Annotated in this window: 18 protein-coding genes; 16 read left to right on the top strand and 2 right to left on the bottom strand. The window is 71.2% G+C overall.

The features are described 5' to 3' along the window. The first annotated feature begins 6 nt into the window (after positions 1 to 6). The 16 genes from KO717_RS13105 to KO717_RS13030 all read left to right on the top strand — a co-directional run bounded on the left by KO717_RS13105 (position 7) and on the right by KO717_RS13030 (position 16,769). The gene (locus KO717_RS13105; protein ID WP_437184502.1) at positions 7 to 1,098 is read left to right on the top strand and encodes an ABC transporter ATP-binding protein; all 1,092 of its coding nucleotides are present in this window, start codon (positions 7 to 9) and stop codon (positions 1,096 to 1,098) included. Further along, on the top strand, positions 1,091 to 2,143 hold the full coding sequence (locus KO717_RS13100; RefSeq protein ID WP_301366876.1) for an ABC transporter ATP-binding protein: 1,053 nt from the start codon (positions 1,091 to 1,093) through the stop codon (positions 2,141 to 2,143). Before KO717_RS13105 ends, KO717_RS13100 begins: the two co-directional genes overlap by 8 nt. A gap of 155 nt (positions 2,144 to 2,298) precedes the next feature. Beyond that, positions 2,299 to 3,225 (top strand): GNAT family N-acetyltransferase, encoded by a 927-nt coding sequence (locus KO717_RS13095; RefSeq protein ID WP_301366875.1) that lies wholly within the window; start codon positions 2,299 to 2,301, stop codon positions 3,223 to 3,225. A 107-nt stretch (positions 3,226 to 3,332) separates the two neighbouring features. Then, positions 3,333 to 4,961 (top strand): peptide ABC transporter substrate-binding protein, encoded by a 1,629-nt coding sequence (locus tag KO717_RS13090; RefSeq protein WP_301366874.1) that lies wholly within the window; start codon positions 3,333 to 3,335, stop codon positions 4,959 to 4,961. A gap of 31 nt (positions 4,962 to 4,992) precedes the next feature. Next, positions 4,993 to 5,916: an ABC transporter permease gene (locus tag KO717_RS13085; RefSeq protein ID WP_301366873.1), complete on the top strand. Its 924-nt coding sequence runs from the start codon at positions 4,993 to 4,995 to the stop codon at positions 5,914 to 5,916. Then, the gene (locus KO717_RS13080; RefSeq protein WP_437184501.1) at positions 5,909 to 6,931 is read left to right on the top strand and encodes an ABC transporter permease; all 1,023 of its coding nucleotides are present in this window, start codon (positions 5,909 to 5,911) and stop codon (positions 6,929 to 6,931) included. The genes KO717_RS13085 and KO717_RS13080 overlap by 8 nt, the downstream gene beginning before the upstream one ends. 12 nt (positions 6,932 to 6,943) lie before the next feature. Beyond that, entirely contained in the window at positions 6,944 to 7,927 is a 984-nt protein-coding gene (locus KO717_RS13075) for an ABC transporter ATP-binding protein (RefSeq protein WP_301366872.1), read from the top strand. Beyond that, positions 7,920 to 8,999 (top strand): ABC transporter ATP-binding protein, encoded by a 1,080-nt coding sequence (locus KO717_RS13070; RefSeq protein ID WP_301366871.1) that lies wholly within the window; start codon positions 7,920 to 7,922, stop codon positions 8,997 to 8,999. The genes KO717_RS13075 and KO717_RS13070 overlap by 8 nt, the downstream gene beginning before the upstream one ends. Before the next feature lie 352 nt (positions 9,000 to 9,351). Beyond that, on the top strand, positions 9,352 to 9,546 hold the full coding sequence (locus KO717_RS13065; protein WP_030012369.1) for a hypothetical protein: 195 nt from the start codon (positions 9,352 to 9,354) through the stop codon (positions 9,544 to 9,546). Between the two features lie 86 nt (positions 9,547 to 9,632). Further along, entirely contained in the window at positions 9,633 to 10,529 is an 897-nt protein-coding gene (mshB, locus tag KO717_RS13060; protein ID WP_301366870.1) for an N-acetyl-1-D-myo-inositol-2-amino-2-deoxy-alpha-D-glucopyranoside deacetylase, read from the top strand. After that, entirely contained in the window at positions 10,526 to 10,909 is a 384-nt protein-coding gene (locus KO717_RS13055; protein ID WP_301366869.1) for a DUF6113 family protein, read from the top strand. The genes mshB and KO717_RS13055 overlap by 4 nt, the downstream gene beginning before the upstream one ends. A gap of 205 nt (positions 10,910 to 11,114) precedes the next feature. Beyond that, entirely contained in the window at positions 11,115 to 13,133 is a 2,019-nt protein-coding gene (locus tag KO717_RS13050; protein WP_301366868.1) for a hypothetical protein, read from the top strand. Between the two features lie 169 nt (positions 13,134 to 13,302). After that, positions 13,303 to 14,244, top strand: a complete 942-nt coding sequence (locus KO717_RS13045; RefSeq protein ID WP_301366867.1) for an ABC transporter ATP-binding protein — start codon at positions 13,303 to 13,305, stop codon at positions 14,242 to 14,244. Then, complete coding sequence (locus tag KO717_RS13040) at positions 14,241 to 14,981, top strand: ABC transporter permease (protein WP_301366866.1); 741 nt, start codon at positions 14,241 to 14,243, stop codon at positions 14,979 to 14,981. The genes KO717_RS13045 and KO717_RS13040 overlap by 4 nt, the downstream gene beginning before the upstream one ends. A gap of 79 nt (positions 14,982 to 15,060) precedes the next feature. Continuing rightward, a complete protein-coding gene (locus KO717_RS13035; RefSeq protein WP_301374498.1) occupies positions 15,061 to 16,155 on the top strand; it encodes a sensor histidine kinase in 1,095 nt (364 codons plus the stop codon). Beyond that, a complete protein-coding gene (locus KO717_RS13030; protein ID WP_301366865.1) occupies positions 16,152 to 16,769 on the top strand; it encodes a response regulator transcription factor in 618 nt (205 codons plus the stop codon). The genes KO717_RS13035 and KO717_RS13030 overlap by 4 nt, the downstream gene beginning before the upstream one ends. 418 nt (positions 16,770 to 17,187) lie before the next feature. Here KO717_RS13030 and KO717_RS13025 read toward each other — a convergent pair whose 3' ends face one another. Together KO717_RS13025 and KO717_RS13020 are read right to left on the bottom strand one after the other, a co-directional pair. Further along, positions 17,188 to 17,982: a transglutaminase-like domain-containing protein gene (locus KO717_RS13025; RefSeq protein WP_301366864.1), complete on the bottom strand. Its 795-nt coding sequence runs from the start codon at positions 17,980 to 17,982 to the stop codon at positions 17,188 to 17,190. Continuing rightward, positions 17,979 to 18,965: a GNAT family N-acetyltransferase gene (locus tag KO717_RS13020; protein WP_301366863.1), complete on the bottom strand. Its 987-nt coding sequence runs from the start codon at positions 18,963 to 18,965 to the stop codon at positions 17,979 to 17,981. The genes KO717_RS13025 and KO717_RS13020 overlap by 4 nt, the downstream gene beginning before the upstream one ends. Positions 18,966 to 19,026: the final 61 nt, after the last annotated feature.

The raw sequence follows: 19,026 nt of genomic DNA, 5'->3' as shown, positions 1-19,026 counted from the left end.
AGCCCGATGCCCCGAGACAACATCAGCAAGCAGGACGAAGGTGGCGGCGTGACCACGTCGGAGATTCTCAGCGTTGCGGAGACGGGCGGCGGATCCGCCGTGCCGCTGCTGGAGGTGGAAAACCTCCAGGTCGAGTTCAAGACCCGTGACGGGGTCGCCAAGGCCGTCAACGGCGTGAGCTACAGCGTCAGCGCCGGCGAGACCCTCGCCGTGCTCGGCGAGTCCGGCTCCGGCAAGTCCGTCACCGCTCAGGCGATCATGGGCATCCTCGACAGCCCGCCCGGACGGGTGTCCGGCGGCGAGGTGCGCTTCCACGGCAAGGACATCCTCAAGATGTCCGACGAGGAGCGCCGCAAGCTCCGCGGCGACAAGATGGCGATGATCTTCCAGGACGCGCTGTCCTCCCTGAACCCGGTCTACTCGGTGGGCGACCAGCTCGGCGAGATGTTCCGGGTCCACCGGGGCATGTCCAAGAAGGACTCGAAGGTCAAGGCCGTCGAGCTCATGGACCGCGTGAAGATCCCCGCCGCCAAGGCGCGCGTGGGTGACTACCCGCACCAGTTCTCCGGCGGTATGCGCCAGCGCATCATGATCGCCATGGCGCTGGCCCTGGAGCCCGACCTGATCATCGCGGACGAGCCGACCACGGCCCTCGACGTGACGGTCCAGGCGCAGGTCATGGACCTGCTCGCGGAGCTCCAGCGCGAGATGAACATGGGCCTGATCCTGATCACCCACGACCTCGGCGTCGTCGCCGACGTCGCGGACAAGATCGCGGTCATGTACGCGGGCCGGATCGTCGAGACCGCTCCGGTCCACGAGATCTACAAGCGCCCGTCCCACCCGTACACCCGTGGCCTGCTGGACTCGATCCCGCGCCTGGACCAGAAGGGCCAGGAGCTCTACGCGATCAAGGGTCTGCCGCCCAACCTGCTCCGCATTCCCACCGGTTGCGCCTTCAGCCCCCGCTGCCCCAAGGCGCAGGACATCTGCCGCACCGAGATCCCGGTGCTGCACCCGGTCACCGAGCAGGACGGCACCGAACTGCCCGGCCGCGGCAGCGCGTGCCACTTCTGGAAGGACCAGATCCATGGCTGAGCTCACCAAGAACGCCACCGAGCGCGAGCCGATCCTCCAGGTCCGTAACCTGGTCAAGCACTTCCCGCTGACCCAGGGAATCCTGTTCAAGAAGCAGGTCGGCGCGGTCAAGGCGGTCGACGGGGTCTCCTTCGACCTCTACCAGGGCGAGACCCTCGGCATCGTCGGCGAGTCCGGCTGTGGCAAGTCCACGGTCGCCAAGCTCCTGATGAACCTGGAGCGCGCGACCGCCGGCGAGGTCTTCTACAAGGGCCAGGACATCAGCAAGCTGTCCGGCCGCGCGCTGAAGGCCGTGCGCCGCAACATCCAGATGGTCTTCCAGGACCCGTACACGTCGCTGAACCCGCGCATGACGGTCGGCGACATCATCGGGGAGCCTTTCGAGATCCACCCCGAGGTGGCTCCCAAGGGCAACCGCCGGCAGAAGGTCCAGGAGCTCCTGGACGTCGTCGGTCTGAACCCGGAGTACATCAACCGGTACCCGCACCAGTTCTCCGGCGGCCAGCGCCAGCGCATCGGCATCGCCCGTGGCCTCGCCCTGCAGCCGGAGATCATCATCTGCGACGAGCCGGTCTCCGCGCTCGACGTGTCGGTGCAGGCCCAGGTCATCAACCTGATGGAGAAGCTGCAGAACGAGTTCAACCTCTCGTACCTCTTCATCGCGCACGACCTCTCGATCGTCCGGCACATCTCGGACCGCGTGGGCGTCATGTACCTGGGCAAGATGGCCGAGATCGGCTCCGACGCCGAGATCTACGAGCACCCGACCCACCCGTACACCCAGGCGCTGCTGTCCGCCGTCCCGGTCCCGGACCCGGACGCGCGCGAGGGCCGCGAGCGGATCATCCTCACCGGTGACGTCCCGTCCCCGGCCAACCCGCCGTCGGGCTGCCGCTTCCGCACCCGCTGCTGGAAGGCCCAGGACAAGTGCTCCACCGAGGAGCCGCTGCTGGCGATCCCGGAGCGCTTCAAGGGTGTGAACACCCTGGCCGCGCACGAGTCCGCGTGCCACTTCGCCGAGGAGAAGGCCATCCTGGCCGTCTGACCGACGCGTTCGTCCCAAACGGCCGGCCCCCGGCGCCTCACGGCGCCGGGGGCCGGCCGTTTTCCGTCACCGGTGCGGGGATGCGCCGCCCCGGGGGACGGGACCCCGGGGAAACCGGTTGCACCCCCGGGAGCCGGGGACGGAGAGTGACGGGCATGACCCTCACCGTACGGCCCGCCGGGCCCGGGGACGCCTCCGACATCTGCGCCCTGCTCAATGCCGTCGACGTGATCGAGATCGGCCGCCCGGAGACCGATCTCGGCACCGTCGAGTCCGACCTCAACGCCCCGGACGTGGACCTGGCCACCGATTCCTGGCTCGCGCACCAGGACGGCCGGCTCGTCGCCTACGCCCTCGTCTGGGCGGACTCCGGCCCGGGCCGCGTCGACGGGGACCACTACGTACTGCCCGGCCACGACGAGGCCGCCACCTCGTTGCTGGAGCGCATGGAGGCCCGGGCCCGGGAGCTGACCGGTGGTCAGGGCGTGCTGAGGATGCAGCTCAACGTGAAGCCCACCCTCGACCTGTCCCTCCTGACCGGCCGCGGCTACCGCACCATCCGCCGCTACCAGGTCATGACCCGCTCCCTGTCCCCGTCCGCCGACCCGGCGCCGGTCCCGCCGGCCGGGCTCACCCTGCGCCACTGCGGCGACGACGAGGCCGACCGCCATCGGGCCCACGCCCTGATCGAGCGGACCTTCGCCGCACACTTCGGCCATGTGGACCGCCCGTACGAGACCTGGCTCGACCACATGGAGGGTCGCACGCTCGACTGGTCACTGGTGTGGATCGCGAGCCTGCCCGGCCAGGGCGACGTGGCCGTGCTGCTCACCCGGGACGACCGCACGAGCATGGCCTGGGTCAGCCACCTCGGCGTGGCGAAGGAGGTGCGGGGCCTCGGCCTCGGCGGTTTCCTGCTCCGCCACTGCTTCGCCGTCTACGCGCAGCGCGGCCGGGACTGCGTAGGCCTCGGCGTGGACACCCACAACGAGACCGGCGCGCTCGCGCTGTACGAGGCCCACGGCATGGGCCTGCACTACGCGGTCGACTCATGGGAGCTTTCATTGCACCCCCAGGGGTGACAGGGGCGTGACGCGCGGGTGCAATCGGTCCAACGAGGAGTGTGCAGGGTCCCACATAGGGTGACATAGGCCCCTAAGCGAGTCTTGGGATCCCTAGGAGGCACTCCATGCGCGGAGCCACCCACGCCACGTGGGCCGCATGTGCGGTGGCCGTCGCCCTCGCGGCGACGGCCTGCGGCGGCGGTAGCGACAGCGGCGGAGGCGGCGAGGCGGGAATCGTCAGCTCCTCGTGGGGCGACCCGCAGAACCCGCTGGAGCCCGCCAACACCAACGAGGTGCAGGGCGGCAAGGTGCTCGACATGCTCTTCCGGGGCCTCAAGCGCTACGACCCGAAGACGGGCGAGGCCCTCGACATGGTCGCCGAGAAGATCGAGACGACGGACAGTCAGAACTTCACCATCACACTGAAGGACGGCTGGAAGTTCAGCAACGACGAGCCGGTCACCGCGCAGTCCTTCGTCGACGCCTGGAACTACGGCGCCGACGTGCGCAACAAGCAGAACAACTCGCCGTTCTTCTCCGACATCGTCGGTTACGCGGACGTCCACCCCGCATCCGGTGAGCCCAAGGCCAAGACGATGTCCGGACTGGTCGTCAAGGACGCCAAGACCTTCACGGTCGCCCTGAAGAACAAGTTCTCCACCTGGCCCGAGACCCTCGGCTACCAGGCCTTCTCCCCCCTGCCCAAGGCCTTCTTCACCGACCACGCCGCCTGGCTGGACAAGCCCATCGGCAACGGCCCGTACACGGTGGACTCGTACACCAAGGGCACCGGCATGAAGCTGCGCAAGTGGGACACCTACCCCGGTCCGGACAAGGCGCAGAACGGCGGCGTGGACCTGAAGGTCTACACCGACAACAACACCGCCTACACCGACCTGATCTCCGGCAACCTCGACCTCGTCGACGACATCCCGGCGCAGCAGCTGAAGAACGTCAAGAACGACCTGGGCGACCGGTACATCAACCAGCCGGCCCTCATCATCCAGACCCTCACCTTCCCGCTGTACGACCCGCAGTGGAGCAAGGAGGGGATGGAGAACGTCCGGATCGGCATCTCGCGGGCCATCAACCGCGACGAGATCACCAAGCAGATCTTCCGCGAGACCCGCACCCCGGCCAAGGACTGGACCTCCCCGGCCCTCGGCGAGAAGGGCGGCTTCTCCTCCACGGTCTGCGGTGACGCCTGCGTCTACGACCCGGCCGCGGCCAAGAAGCTCATCACGGACGCAGGCGGACTCCCCGGCGGCAAGGTCACGCTGACCTCCAACGTGGACACCGGCTCGCACCGCGACTGGATGGACGCCGTCTGCAACAGCATCAACAACGCGCTGGGCGAGGGCCCGGTCTGCACGGTCAACCCGATCGGCACCTTCGCGGACTTCCGCAACCAGCAGAGCAGCTTCAAACTGACCGGCCCCTTCCGCTCCGGCTGGCAGGCCGACTACCCCCTGATCCAGAACTTCCTCCAGCCCCTCTACTACACCGGGGCCTCCTCCAACTACGGGAAGTTCAGCAACGCGGACTTCGACAAGCTCGTCGACGAGGCCAACCAGGAGAGCGACCAGGCCAAGGCCGTCGCGAAGTTCCAGGACTCCGAGAAGATCCTCGCCGCGCAGATGCCGGCCATCCCGCTCTGGTACCAGAACGGCAGCGCGGGCTACGCCGAGCGGCTCTCGGACGTGGCGCTCAACCAGTTCAGCGTCCCCGTGTACGACCAGATCAAGGTCAGCTGACCCGCGTTTCGGATCGATCCTGGAGCAGTCCATGGGACGTTATGTGATCCGGCGGCTGCTCCAGATGATCCCGGTGTTCATCGGCAGCACGTTCCTGATCTTCTTCATGGTGTACGCGCTCGGTGACCCGGTCGCGGCCCTCTTCGGCGACAAGGCGCCCGACCCCGCCACCGCCGCACGCATCCGCAAGGACCTCTACCTCGACCGCCCCCTGTGGGAGCAGTACGTCCACTACATGGGCCAGATCTTCAAGGGCGACTTCGGCACGGCCTTCAACGGCCAGCCGGTCACCGAGCTGATGGCCAGCGCCTTCCCCGTCACCCTGCGCCTGACCATGGTCGCGATCTTCTTCGAGATCGTCATCGGCATCACCCTCGGCGTGGTCAGCGGCCTGCGCCGCGGCAAGTCCGTCGACACCACCGTGCTGGTGCTCACCCTCGTCGTCATCTCCGTACCGACGTTCGTGACGGGCTATCTGCTCCAGTACCTCTTCGGCGTCAAATGGGGCTGGGTGCGGCCGACCGTCTCCCCGGACGCCCCCCTCAACGAGCTGATCCTGCCCGGCATCGTGCTCGCCCTGGTCTCCCTCGCCTACGTCACCCGGCTCTCGCGCACCTCCATCGCCGAGAACGTCAAGGCCGACTACGTGCGCACCGCCGTCGCCAAGGGCCTGCCGCGCCGCCGCGTCGTCACCCGCCACCTGCTGCGCAACTCGCTCATCCCCGTCGTCACCTTCATCGGCACCGACATCGGCGCCCTGATGGGCGGCGCCATCGTCACCGAGCGGATCTTCAACATCCACGGCGTCGGATACCAGCTCTACCAGGGCATCCTGCGCAACAACTCGCCCACGGTCGTCGGCTTCGTGACCATCCTCGTCATCGTCTTCCTGCTGGCGAACCTGCTCGTGGACCTGCTCTACGCGGTCCTTGACCCGAGGATCCGTTATGCCTGACCCCGAGCGTCCCGAAGGGCCCGGCGGCTACGATCCCGTCGGTCCGCGTCCGCACGAGGCGGTCTCCCCGACCGGCCAGGGGGGACCCATGGATCTGGCCCTGCAGGAGGCCGAGAGCGTCGAGGGCATCGAGAAGGACGGCCCGCCGGGCGGGACCGGCCCCGGCGAGAAGCCCCGCTCGCTGTGGTCCGACGCCTGGCACCAGCTGCGCCGCAACCCCGTCTTCGTCATCTCCTCGCTGATGATCCTCTTCCTCGTGATCATCTCGATCTGGCCGCAGCTCATCGCGAGCGGCGACCCACTGCAGTGCGACCTGTCCAAGTCGCAGCAGGGCTCCTCCCCGGGCCATCCCTTCGGCTACGACACCCAGGGCTGCGACGTGTACACCCGTACCGTCTACGGGGCCCGCGCCTCCATCACCGTGGGCGTCTGCGCCACCCTCGGCGCCGCCCTGCTCGGTTCGCTGCTCGGCGGGCTCGCCGGGTTCTTCGGCGGCTGGGGCGACGCGCTGCTCTCGCGGGTCGCCGACATCTTCTTCGGCATCCCCGTCGTCCTCGGCGGCCTGGTGTTCCTGTCCGTGGTCACCAGCACCACCGTCTGGCCGGTGGTCGGCTTCATCGTGCTCCTCGGCTGGCCGCAGATCGCCCGCATCGGCCGCGGCTCCGTCATCACCGCCAAACAGAACGACTACGTCCAGGCGGCCCGGGCCCTCGGCGCCGGCAACGGCCGGATGATGCTCCGGCACGTGGCGCCCAACGCCATCGCCCCGGTCATCGTCGTCGCCACCATCGCGCTCGGCACCTACATCGCCCTGGAGGCCACCCTGTCCTTCCTCGGCGTCGGCCTGCGCCCGCCCACCGTCTCCTGGGGCATCGACATCTCCAACGCGGCCTCGCAGATCCGCAACGCCCCGCACATGCTGCTCTGGCCGGCCGGCGCGCTGAGCCTGACCGTGCTCGCCTTCATCATGCTCGGCGACGCGGTGCGCGACGCCCTCGACCCCAAGCTGCGCTGAGGAGCCCCGCACATGCTGCTCGAAGTCCGCGACCTGCACGTGGAATTCAAGACGCGAGACGGAGTCGCCAAGGCCGTCAACGGCGTCAACTACTCGGTGGCCGAGGGCGAGACGCTCGCCGTGCTCGGCGAGTCGGGCTCCGGCAAGTCGGTCACCGCCCAGGCCGTGATGGGCATCCTCGACGTGCCGCCCGGCCGGATCGCGGGCGGCGAGATCCTCTTCAAGGGCAAGGACCTCCTCAAGATGAAGGAGGAGGAGCGGCGCAAGATCCGCGGCGCCGAGATGGCGATGATCTTCCAGGACGCGCTCTCCTCCCTCAACCCGGTCCTGAGCGTGGGCGCGCAGCTCGCCGAGATGTACGAGGTGCACCGCGGGATGTCCCGCAAGGACGCCAAGGGCAAGGCCGTCGAGCTGATGGACCGGGTCAGGATCCCGGCGGCGAGGGAGCGGGTGGGGGACTACCCGCACCAGTTCTCGGGCGGCATGCGCCAGCGCATCATGATCGCGATGGCGCTGGCCCTGGAGCCCTCGCTGATCATCGCGGACGAGCCGACGACGGCCCTGGACGTCACCGTCCAGGCCCAGGTGATGGACCTGCTCGCCGAGCTCCAGCGCGAGCTGAACATGGGCCTCATCCTGATCACCCACGACCTGGGCGTGGTCGCGGACGTGGCCGACAAGATCGCGGTCATGTACGCGGGCCGGATCGTCGAGGCGGCTCCGGTCCACGACATCTACAAGGCACCCGCGCACCCGTACACGCGGGGCCTGCTGGACTCCATCCCGCGCCTGGACCAGAAGGGCCAGGAGCTGTACGCCATCAAGGGCCTGCCGCCGAACCTGGTGGCCATCCCGCCCGGCTGCGCCTTCAACCCGCGCTGCCCGATGGCGCAGGCGGTGTGCCGCACCGACGTCCCGCCGCTGTACCGGGTGACCGAGTCCCCGGTGGAACGCACGAGCGCCTGCCACTTCTGGAAGGAGTGCCTCCATGGCTGAGTCCCTGCTTGAAGTGAAGGACCTGGTCAAGCACTACCCGCTGACCAGGGGCATCGTCTTCCGCAAGCAGATCGGCGCGGTCAAGGCGGTCGACGGGGTCTCCTTCGGCCTGCGCGCCGGTGAGACGCTCGGCATCGTGGGCGAGTCCGGCTGCGGGAAGTCCACCGTGGCCAAGATGCTGGTCAATCTGGAGCGGCCGACGGCGGGCGCGATCTCGTACAAGGGCGAGGACATCACCAAGCTGTCGGGGCGCGCGCTGAAGGCCGTGCGCCGCAACATCCAGATGGTCTTCCAGGACCCGTACACGTCGCTGAACCCGCGCATGACGGTCGGCGACATCATCGGGGAGCCGTACGAGATCCACCCCGAGGTGGCTCCCAAGGGCTCGCGCCGGCAGAAGGTCCAGGAGCTGCTCGATGTCGTGGGCCTGAACCCGGAGTACATCAACCGGTACCCGCACCAGTTCTCCGGCGGGCAGCGCCAGCGCATCGGCATCGCCCGCGGCCTTGCCCTGCAGCCCGAGATCATCGTCGCCGACGAGCCCGTCTCGGCGCTGGACGTCTCCGTCCAGGCCCAGGTGATCAACCTGCTGGACCGGCTGCAGAGCGACTTCGACCTGTCCTACGTCTTCATCGCGCACGACCTCTCGATCGTCCGGCACATCTCCGACCGGGTCGGCGTCATGTACCTGGGCCGGATCGTCGAGATCGGCACCGACAGCCAGATCTACGACCATCCGACCCACCCGTACACCCAGGCGCTGCTCTCGGCCGTCCCGGTCCCGGACCCTGAGGCCCGCGCCCACCGCGAGCGGATCATCCTCAGCGGTGACGTCCCGTCCCCGGCCAACCCGCCCTCGGGCTGCCCCTTCCGCACCCGCTGCTGGAAGGCCGAGCCCCGCTGCACGGCGGAGGTCCCGCTGCTCGCGGTCCCGCAGGTCTTCCCCTCGGGCCCGGCGGCGCACCCGTCGGCCTGCCACTTCGCGGCGGAGAAGCAGGTGGTCCCGCCGTCGGACCAGCAGCCCCCGCCGCCTCCGCCCCCGCCGCCGGCGGATCCGCTGACGAAGGAGTAGCCGCCGACCGATCATTTCCGGCCACCGCTGCGCGCCGGGTGGGGAAACGGCGGCCCCCCCCGGCAACTCCGTTTACGTGGGGGCAACTTGACCGTTTCTGCCCCGAGATCTGGGGCATGCAACCTGGATGCCGTGCGGCCGTGCGGGTGCCGACAGCCGGCCGGGGAGGCGTACAGCCTCGCCGGCCGGCCTCCCCGTGACCCCACTCATGCGCGGCATGCGCCCCTCGTGCTGCCGGATTTCGATCGATGCGCTGGTACGGATAGTTATGATCCGTAGCGCACGGTGGGTATGACTCCTGCTGAGCACGAATACGCGTACCGATGTCCGCTCGACGTGGAGGTGAAACGCCGTGGCACTCTCGATCTCCGCCGTGGTGCTGCTGGCGATCATCGTCTTCCTGCTGGTCCGAAGGGCGGGCCTGAAGGCGGGACATGCGGTGGTCTGCGTACTGCTCGGCTTCTACCTGGCGAGTTCCACCATCGCCCCGACCCTCAGCCAGCTCACCTCGAACGTGGCGAGCATGATCAGTGGCCTCAAGTTCTAGGGGGTGTCCTGCCGGTCAGGCCGGGCTCGCGGATCCGGCCCGATCGACAAGACACCCCCTAGGCCCCACCTCGTAGGCTAGGCCCCATGAACGGTCTTCCCGCCCGTCGTCTGCTCCTCGTGCACGCGCACCCCGACGACGAGTCGATCAACAACGGCGTCACCATGGCCAAGTACGCGGCCGAGGGCGCCCACGTCGCGTTGGTGACCTGCACCCTGGGCGAGGAGGGTGAGGTCATCCCGCCCGGGCTCGCCCACCTGGCGGCCGACCGCGACGACACCCTCGGCGCCCACCGCGTCGGCGAGCTCGCCGCGGCCATGGCGGAACTGGGCGTCCACGACCACCGGTTCCTCGGCGGCCCCGGCCGCTTCCGGGACTCCGGGATGATGGGCGCCCCGCAGAACCACCGGCCGGAGGCCTTCTGGTCCGCCGACGTGGACGAGGCCGCCGCATACCTGGTGGAGATCATCCGGGAGCTGCGGCCGCAGGTGCTCGTCACCTACGACCCGGACGGCGGATACGGGCACCCCGACCACATCCAGGCCCACCGGGTCGCCATGCGCGCCGCCGAACTGGCCGCGGAGACCGCGTACCGGCGTGACCTCGGCGCGCCCCACAGGGTCGGGAAGATCTACTGGAACCGCGTCCCGCGCTCGGTGGTCGAGGAGGGCTTCGCCCGGCTGCGCGCCGCCGGGGGCGAGATGCCCTTCCCTGCGGTGGGCTCGCCCGGGGACGTGCCGGGGGTCGTCGCCGACGAGCGGATCACCGCCGAGATCGACGCCAAGGACACCTTCGTGGCGGCGAAGTCCGCCGCCATGCGGGCCCACGCCACCCAGATCGCCGTGGACGGGCCCTTCTTCGCCCTCTCCAACGACCTGGCGCAGCCGCTCTTCACCCGCGAGTACTACGAACTGGTCGAGGGCCGGCCGGGTGCCCCGGCGGGCGAGCGCGAACACGACCTTTTCGCGGGGGTGGAGGCATGAGCGGCACGGCCACCGCCGGGCGGATCGCCGGCTGCCTGGGCATGCTGGTCGCGGGCGCGCTGACCGGCGCGGCCGGCTGGCTGGTGGTCGGCCTCTGGTTCCCCGGCGGTCTGCTGCTCGCCCTGCTGGCCGTCTTCGGGCTGTTCCTCGGCGGCCGGATCGCCCTCGGGACCGGCTTCGGGGTGGGCGGCGCCGCGGTCGGCTGGTTCCTCTCGTACGTGATGCTCAGCGTTCCGCGCCCCGAGGGGGACTTCCTCCTCGGTTCGTCCGGAATCGGCGTGTACGTCTACCTTTTGGGTGGAACCGTTCTCGCTGTGATGTGTGCCACGATGCGCGGTCCGCTGGATCGGCCGGTTTCGGTCTCCCGGCCTGCCAAGTGACGTGGTGTCGGACCGCGTAGGGAGGATCGCCGAGAGGTGCGCGCGGGGGCCCGCCGGGCGCTTCAGGGGGGTTTGACGGGCCCTATCAGGAACCCCTGATTCCCGCCAGTCAGTTGCCTGCGGGCGGCGGCCAGTATGGTGGACGGGCCGCCGAGCTGCCCGCGCACGGTATGACGGGCGGCGGAGCCAACCGGGAGAACCTGCCTTGAGTCGTGAAACCGACAGTTCGTCCTCCGGGCCCAAGGGGCACGGTGGAGCCGCCTACCCCTCGGGTACACCGCCGTACGGAACCGGCCAGTACCCGTCCACGGACGCTGCGGCGACCGCTCCGGAGGAGAACGCTGTGACCTCAAAGCCGTCCACGCCCGATTCCGACGGGCCCAAGACCGAGACCACCCTGACGACCCGGATCCGGATCAACATCCCCGGTTCGCGGCCGATCCCGCCGGTGGTCGTGCGCAAGGCGATGGGCACCAACTCCGGCTCGGCCGGTACCGCGGAGCGGAGCGGGCCGGAGCCTGCGCCCGAGCAGGCCGCCCCGCCGCTCGCGCAGCGGCGCGGTCCGCAGCCGACCCGCATCGAGGCCGCCCCGGAGCCGGACGGTGCCCAGGCGCCGGCGCCGGCCCCGGCCGCCGAACCCGAGGAGGCGACCAGCAACTGGTTCGCCCCGCGCAAGTCGGCCGCCCAGGCACCCGCACCGGCCCCCGCCGCGGACCGGATGCCGCCGGCCGCGGCCGCCCCGCCGCTCGCGCAGCGGCCGTTGCCCACCCGGACGCCGTCCCCGACGCCGACTCCGACGCCCACGCCGCCGGCCGGGCCGGGCGCGGGCTACCCCCCGCCGCAGCACGCCCAGGCCCCGCAGGGGCCCGGACCGGACGCCGCCTTCGCGCCGCCGCGCACCCCGCCGCCGCCCGTCTCGGACTACGGACAGGGCTACGCCCAGGCCGCCGGACCCGCCCCCACGGCCCCGATGCCCGGCGGCCCGGGCGTCGGGACGACCCAGGGCTTCCCCGCGTACGGGGGCGACCAGGGCGACGGCGGCCCGGTCACCGAGGCGTTCCCGGCCTACGGCGGCGGCCCCGCCGGACCCACCGGAGGCCCCGGCTTCGGCACCGGCCCCGTCGGCGGCCCGGCCGGCCCGGCCGGCGCGGCCGCCTTCGACGACGCTCCGCAGTGGCCCGGCCCCGACCTGGACGGCCCGCTGCCGACCCCGGTACCGGCCCCCGCCCCGGCCGCACCCCGCCCCGCGGCCGCGCAGCCCAAGGCCACCGAAAAGCCCGCCAAGAAGGGCCGCTCCAAGCTGGTCCTGCTCGGCGGCGGTCTCATCGCCCTCGTCGGCGTGGCCTACGGCGCCGGGCTGCTCCTGAACCACTCCGACGTCCCCAAGGGCACCACCGTCCTCGGCGTCGACATCAGCGGCAGCCGCGACGAGGCCGTCTCCAAGCTCCAGACGGCCTTCGGCACCCGAGCCGCCGCCCCGATCCAGCTGAGCGTCGGCGGCAAGCCGGTCGAGCTGAAGCCCGACAAGGCCGGCCTGACCCTGGACGCCCAGACCACCGTCCGCAACGCGGCCGGCAGCGACTACAACCCGATCACGGTCATCGGCTCGCTCCTCGGCAACGAGCGGGTCGCCGACCCCGTGATGCCGACCGACGAGGAGAAGCTCCAGGTCGCGCTGCAGGAGCTCGCGGGCACCTCCGGTACGGCCACCGAGGGCACGATCAAGTTCGACACCGGCAAGGCCGTCGCCGTCCCCGGCACCCCCGGCACCACCCTCGACGTCGACGCCTCCGTCCAGCTGGTGGCCAAGACCTTCAAGGACCAGGTCGCCACCGGCAAGGCGGCCGTGGCCGAACTGCCGACCACGACCAAGGCGCCGGCCATCGGCCAGGCCGAACTGGACCGGGCCATGAAGGAGTTCGCCGAGCCCGCGATGTCCGCGAACGCCACGGTCAAGGTGGGCACCAAGTCGATCGCGTTCGGCGCCCGGTCCCTGCCCAAGATCCTGAGCATGCAGCCCGTCGACGGCCGCCTGGTCGAGAAGTTCGACCTGGAGGCGCTCAAAGCGACCTACGGGAACACCTTCGACGGGATCCTGATCACCCGCGGCAACGGCGAGAAGACGGCCGTCACCCCGCAGGACATCGCCGGCGCCCTCGGCAAGGCGCTGCGCGGCAAGACCACCGCCGAACGCACCGCGGTCGTCGACACCAACCCGAACTAGGACGGCCAGGCCTGACCTGGCCCGGCCCATCCCTTCCGGACCGGCCGACCGTGCCCCCGCCCGTACCCCGGGCGGGGGCACCGTCATGTCCGCCGCATGACATCTGTCATCCGGCACACACGACGCCCGACACTGCCGCGCGGGACCCCGTACGGGCGAATCTCTATCCATGACGACGACCGCGACACGCACCGCGAAGCCCGCCACCGACAGCGTGGTCAGCTTCGAGAACGTGACCAAGAGCTACGGCACGGTCCGGGCGGTCGACGGCCTCTCCCTCACGCTCCACCCGGGCGAGACCGTCGCGCTCCTCGGCCCCAACGGCGCCGGCAAGTCCTCCACCCTCGACCTCCTCCTCGGCCTGCGCCCCGCCGATTCCGGCTCCGTCCGGATCTTCGGCACCACCCCGCGCGAGGCCGTCGCCGCCGGCCGGGTCGGCGCGATGCTGCAGAGCGGCGGCCTGATGGAGGAGGTGACCGTACGGGAGATCGTCGCCCTCGGATGCGCCCTGCACCCGCGGCCGCACCCGGTCGGCCAGGTGCTCTCCCGGGCCGGCATCGACAAGATCGCCGACCGCCGGGTCGACAAGCTCTCCGGCGGCCAGGAGCAGCGCGTGCGCTTCGCGCTCGCCACGGCAGGAGACAACGACCTGATCGTGCTCGACGAGCCGACCACCGGCATGGACGTCACCGCCCGCCAGGCCTTCTGGGCCACCATGCGGGAACAGGCCGACCAGGGCCGCACGGTCCTCTTCGCCACCCACTACCTGGAAGAGGCCGACGCGATCGCCGACCGGGTCCTGGTGCTCAGCAAGGGCCGGCTGCTCGCCGACGGCACCGCCGCCGAGATCAAGGCCAGGGCCGGGGCCCGGAAGATCTCCTTCGACCTGCCCGCCGCCGCCGGCACCGACATCGAGCAGCTACGCGCGCTGCCCTTCCTGACGGCCTTCGAGCACCACGGCGACACCGTCCGCATCCAGTCCCGCGACGCCGACGCCACCGTCCACGCCGTGTACGCGCTCGGGCTGTACCCCCGCAATCTGGAGGTCGCGGGCCTCGGCCTGGAACAGGCCTTCATCGCCCTCACCGAGGCCGAGGAGGCCACCCCGTGAACGCCCTCATCAAGCTGGAGATCGTCCGCGCCCTGCGGAACAAGAAGTACCTCTTCTTCACGATCATGTACCCGGCCGCTCTGTTCCTGATGCTCGGCGGAACCCTCGACGGCACCACCAAGGTCATGGGCACCGAACTGACCATGCCCGCCTTCTACATGGTCGCCATGGCCTCCTTCGGCGCCCTGACCGCCGTCCTGATGGGCAACAGCGAACGCATCGCCAAGGAACGGGAGAAGGGCTGGGTCCGCCAGCTCCGCCTCACCGCCCTCCCCGGCCGCGGCTACGTCCTCGCCAAGACGGCGGGCGCCGGAGTGCTCTCGCTCCCCGCCATCCTGGTCGTCTTCGCGGTGGCGGCCGCCGTGAAGGGCGTACGGTTCGACGCCTGGCAGTGGCTCGCCCTCACCGGCTCGATCTGGGCCGGCAGCCTCGTCTTCGCGGCCCTCGGCGTCGCCCTCGGCTACCTGGCCAGCGGGGACAACGTCCGCCCCATCACGATGCTCGTCTACTTCGCCCTGTCGATCCTCGGAGGCCTGTGGATGCCCACCGCGAACTTCCCGCAGTGGCTCCAGAACATCTGCGAGTGGCTCCCCACCCACGCCTACGCGGGCCTGGGCCAGGCCATCGAGCTCGGCGGCGCGCCCCGGGCCGGGGACGTCGCGCTCCTCGCGGTGTACTTCGTACTGTTCACCGGTGCGGCCGCCTGGCTGTACCGCAAGGACTCACTGAAGGCATGAACCCGTGGCGCTGACGAAGGAACGTGAGGACCGGGACTTCCCCGAGATCGCCAAGGAGCCGGAGAACCGTCACCAGAAGATGGTGAGGATGCTCTGGATCAGCATCTGGCTCTTCTACCTGAGCGCCCCCGTCGCCGACCTGGCCGGCGGCGGGCACAGCCCCGGGGCCAGGGTGCTCGGCGGCCTGGGCCTCGCGGTCTTCGTCGCCTGGTACCTGGTGCTGGTCTTCCGCACCGCCCACCCGATGCCGGTCCGCCGGGTGATGTTCTCGCTGGCTGTGCTCTGCGCCGAGGCCATGGTCCTCTCGCTGGCCCTGGGCCGCGAATGGCTCGTGCTCTTCGTCTACGTGGCCATCTCCTCCGGCGCCGCGCTGCCGGCCCGGTACTCCCGCTGGACCGTCCTCGGCACCACCGCCCTGCTGGCGGTCACGGCGAACGCGGTCCCGGACGGCACCGCCTATCTGGCGGGCCTGCTGATCCCGGCCCTCATGGGCGGCTTCGCCATGGTCGGGATCCGGGCGATGATCCGCACCACGATGGAGCTGCGCGAGGCCCGGGCCACGGTGGCCCAGCTGGCGGCCAACGAGGAACGGCTGCGGATGGCCCGGGACCTGCACGACCTGCTGGGGCACTCGCTGTCGCTGATCACGCTCAAGAGCGAGCTGGCGGGCCGGATGCTGCCCGCGCAGCCGGAGGCGGCCGCCCAGCAGGTCGCCGACATCGAGCAGGTCAGCCGGCAGGCGCTGGTCGACGTGCGCGAAGCGGTGAGCGGCTACCGGCGGCCCACCCTCCCCGGCGAACTCGCCGGCGCGCGCACGGCCCTGGCCGCGGCGGGCGTACTGGCCGAGCTCCCGGCGCCCCCGGCCGACGACCTGCCCGAGGCGGCGGAATCGGCCCTGGCCTGGTCCCTGCGCGAAGCCGTGACGAACGTGGTGCGGCACAGCGGCGCGAAGCGCTGCCGGGTCACGCTGGACACCAGCCAGACCCTCGACGGACCGGTACTGGAACTGACCGTCACGGACGACGGCGCGAGCGGCGGCCAGAGCGGCCCCGGCAACGGTCTGACCGGCCTGACGGAACGTCTGGAGGCCCTCGGCGGCACCCTGTCGGCGGGCCCCACCGGCCGGACCGGCTTCGCCCTCACCGCCCGAGTCCCCCTAGGATCGAGACCATGACCTCACGTCCCATCCGCATCCTCCTGGCGGAGGACCAGTCGATGGTCCGCGAGGCCCTCGCCGCGCTGCTCGGCCTGGAACCCGACATCGAGGTACGGGTCCAGGTGGCCCGCGGCGACGAGGTGCTGGCGGCGGCCCGCGCGCACGACGTGAACGTGGCCCTGCTGGACATCGAGATGCCGGGCATGACGGGCATCGAGGCGGCGGCCGCCCTGCACGCCGAACTCCCCGCCCTGCGGATCGTCATCCTGACCACCTTCGGCCGCCCCGGCTACCTCCGCGGCGCGATGGAGGCGGGCGCCTCCGCCTTCCTGGTCAAGGACGCCCCGGCCGCGCAGCTGGCGGCCGCCGTACGCAAGGTCCTCCAGGGGGAGCGGGTCATCGACCCCACCCTGGCCGCGGCCGCCCTCGCGGAGGGCGCGAACCCGCTGACGGACCGCGAACGGGAGGTCCTGCGGGAGGCCGAGAGCGGCGCGACCAACGCGGAACTCGCGGCGCGGCTCCACCTGTCCCAGGGCACGGTCCGCAACTACCTCTCGACGGCGATCCAGAAACTGGCGGCCCGCAACCGCGCCGAAGCCGTCCGCGTAGCCCGCGAAAAAGGCTGGCTCTAGCCCCATCCAGCCTCGCGGGCCACCCCCAGCCTCGCGGGCCACCCCCAGCCTCGCCGGCCGCCCCCAGCCTCGCCGGCCGCCCCCAGCCTCGCGGGCCGCATTCCAGCTTCGCCGGGGCCAAGTCCAGCCTCGCCGGCGTTTGAGGCGCGGGGTCTGGGGCGGCGCCCCAGGAAACCCGGCTCCGCCGGGCACCGGGCTCCGCCCGGACCCGCGCCTCAAACGCCGGCGGGGCTGAATGTGGCCCAGGCGAGCCTGATGGTGCCGGCGGGGCTGAATGTGGCCCAGGCGAGCCTGATGGTGCCGGCGGGGCTGAATGTGGCCCAGGCGAGCCTGATGGTGCCGGCGGGGCTGAATGTGGCCCAGGCGAGCCTGATGGTGCCGGCGGGGCTGGATGTGGCCCAGGTGAGGCCGGGGCCGGTCAGTTCAGGAGGGCGCGGGCCGAGACGGCTTCGGCGTGGATGCGGGCCGCCGCGTCGGCGTCCACCGCGGAGACCACCCCGGCGTACGCGTCGAGCTCGGCCGCCCCCTCCTGGAAGGAGCCCCGCTCCACCAGCAGCCGCGCCCGCTCGTACCGCAGCGCCGCCGGATGCGACGGCAGCAGCAGCGACAGCTCCACCGCCCACAGGGCCACCCCCGACTGCTCCGGGCGGGCCGCGGCCCAGGCCCGGATGTTCGCCAGGATCCGCTGCACGATGTCCAGCGTCCGGGCCGGCTCGCGCGGCCCCGACGCCAGCTCCGCAGGCCCGGTGCCCAGAGAGGCGCCGCCCGCGAACGGGTCCACCACCACGCCCTCCTCCGGGTCCCCGAAGCCCACCACGAAGTGCCCCGGCAGTCCCAGCCCGTAGACCGGCGCCCCGGCCCGCCGGGCGACCTCCAGCCACACCACCGACAGCAGGATCGGCAGCCCGCGCCGCCGCCTCAGTACCTCGTGCAGCAGCGAGGACGACAGCCGGTCGTAGTCCGCCGGGGTGCCGTGGAACCCGAGGCGCCCGCCCAGCAGTTCCGTCACCGCGTTGGCCCACGCCCGCCCGCCGCGCAGCCCGTACGGCAGCATCCCGGCCAGCCGGTCCAGCTCGATCTGGGCCGCGTCCATCGCGCGTTCGTCCAGCGCCGGATCACCCTCGGTGGCCAGCAGCAGGCACAGCAGCGCCAGGTCGGGCCGCTCCGCCCGGGCCTCGGCCGCGAACTGCTCCCGCCAGGCCTCCGCACTCACGAGGCCGCCCGGAAGTGGTGGTACATGTGGTGCGTGGCGAAGCCCAGCCCGTCGTACAGCGCCAGTGCCCCCGGATTGTCCGTCTCGACCTGCAGCCACGCCGCCGACGCGCCCTCCTCCAGCGCCCGCCGGGCCAGCGCGGCCATCACCGCCGTCGCCAGGCCCTCCCGCCGGTGCGCGGGATCCACGGTCACCGCCGCGAAGCCGGCCCACCGCCCGTCCACCACGCAGCGCCCGATGGCCCGGCCGTCCGGCAGCGCCGCGAACCACACCGACGGCCCTTCCACCAGCATCCGCCGGGCCAGGTCCGGGTCGCTCACCTTCCCGTAGCGCCCGAGCCACGCCTCGTCCGGGACCCGGGTCAGGCGTACGGCCTCGGCCGCGGGCGCCTCCACGTCGCCGACCGGCGCCAGCGCCCCGATCCGTACCTCCGCCGACACCTCGTTCACCCAGCCGCGCTGCTCCAGCTTCGCGCCGAGCATCTCCTGGGTGCCTGCGGCCCCCGTCGCGACCTGCACGTAGGCCGGAAGCGACCGCTCCGCGTACCAGGAGGTCACTCGCGCGAGTGCTTCGTCCAGCGGTATCCCCGGATCGCCGAGCGGCAGCACGGAATTGGCCCGCCGGGTGAATCCGGCGGCCGCCCGCAGCGTCCACCCGCCCAGCTGCTCGCTCTCCAGCGGCTGCCAGGCCCGCGCGGCGACCCGCGAGAGCTCCTCGAAGGAGGCCGCGGGACCCCGTCGCCGGGCCGGCGCCGGAGGCACGATCTTGCCCGCCACCAGCGAGGATTCCGAGATGCGGACGGATTGTCCGTCCTTCTTTGTGATCAGCAGCACACCCTGGTCCCAGGATGTGAGAACCCCGACCGTGTCCGTGAACTCGGGTGATCCGCTCACTACGGCCTCCACCCGTCGTACAGAGACTCGTTTACCCACGTCAGCCGGGGTAATTCGGACCTCCAGCAGTCCACCGGCAGTGATTTCCACAGCTCTGTCCGCCCCTCCTGTTCGGATCGTGCCCGGGAACGGAGATACTAGGTGCGGGCAT

The sequence above is a fragment of the Streptomyces xanthophaeus genome, from assembly GCF_030440515.1.
Lineage (GTDB): Bacteria > Actinomycetota > Actinomycetes > Streptomycetales > Streptomycetaceae > Streptomyces > Streptomyces kutzneri.
Note: the sequence above shows the minus strand (reverse complement) of the source record. Positions and strands in the feature narration are given on the sequence as shown.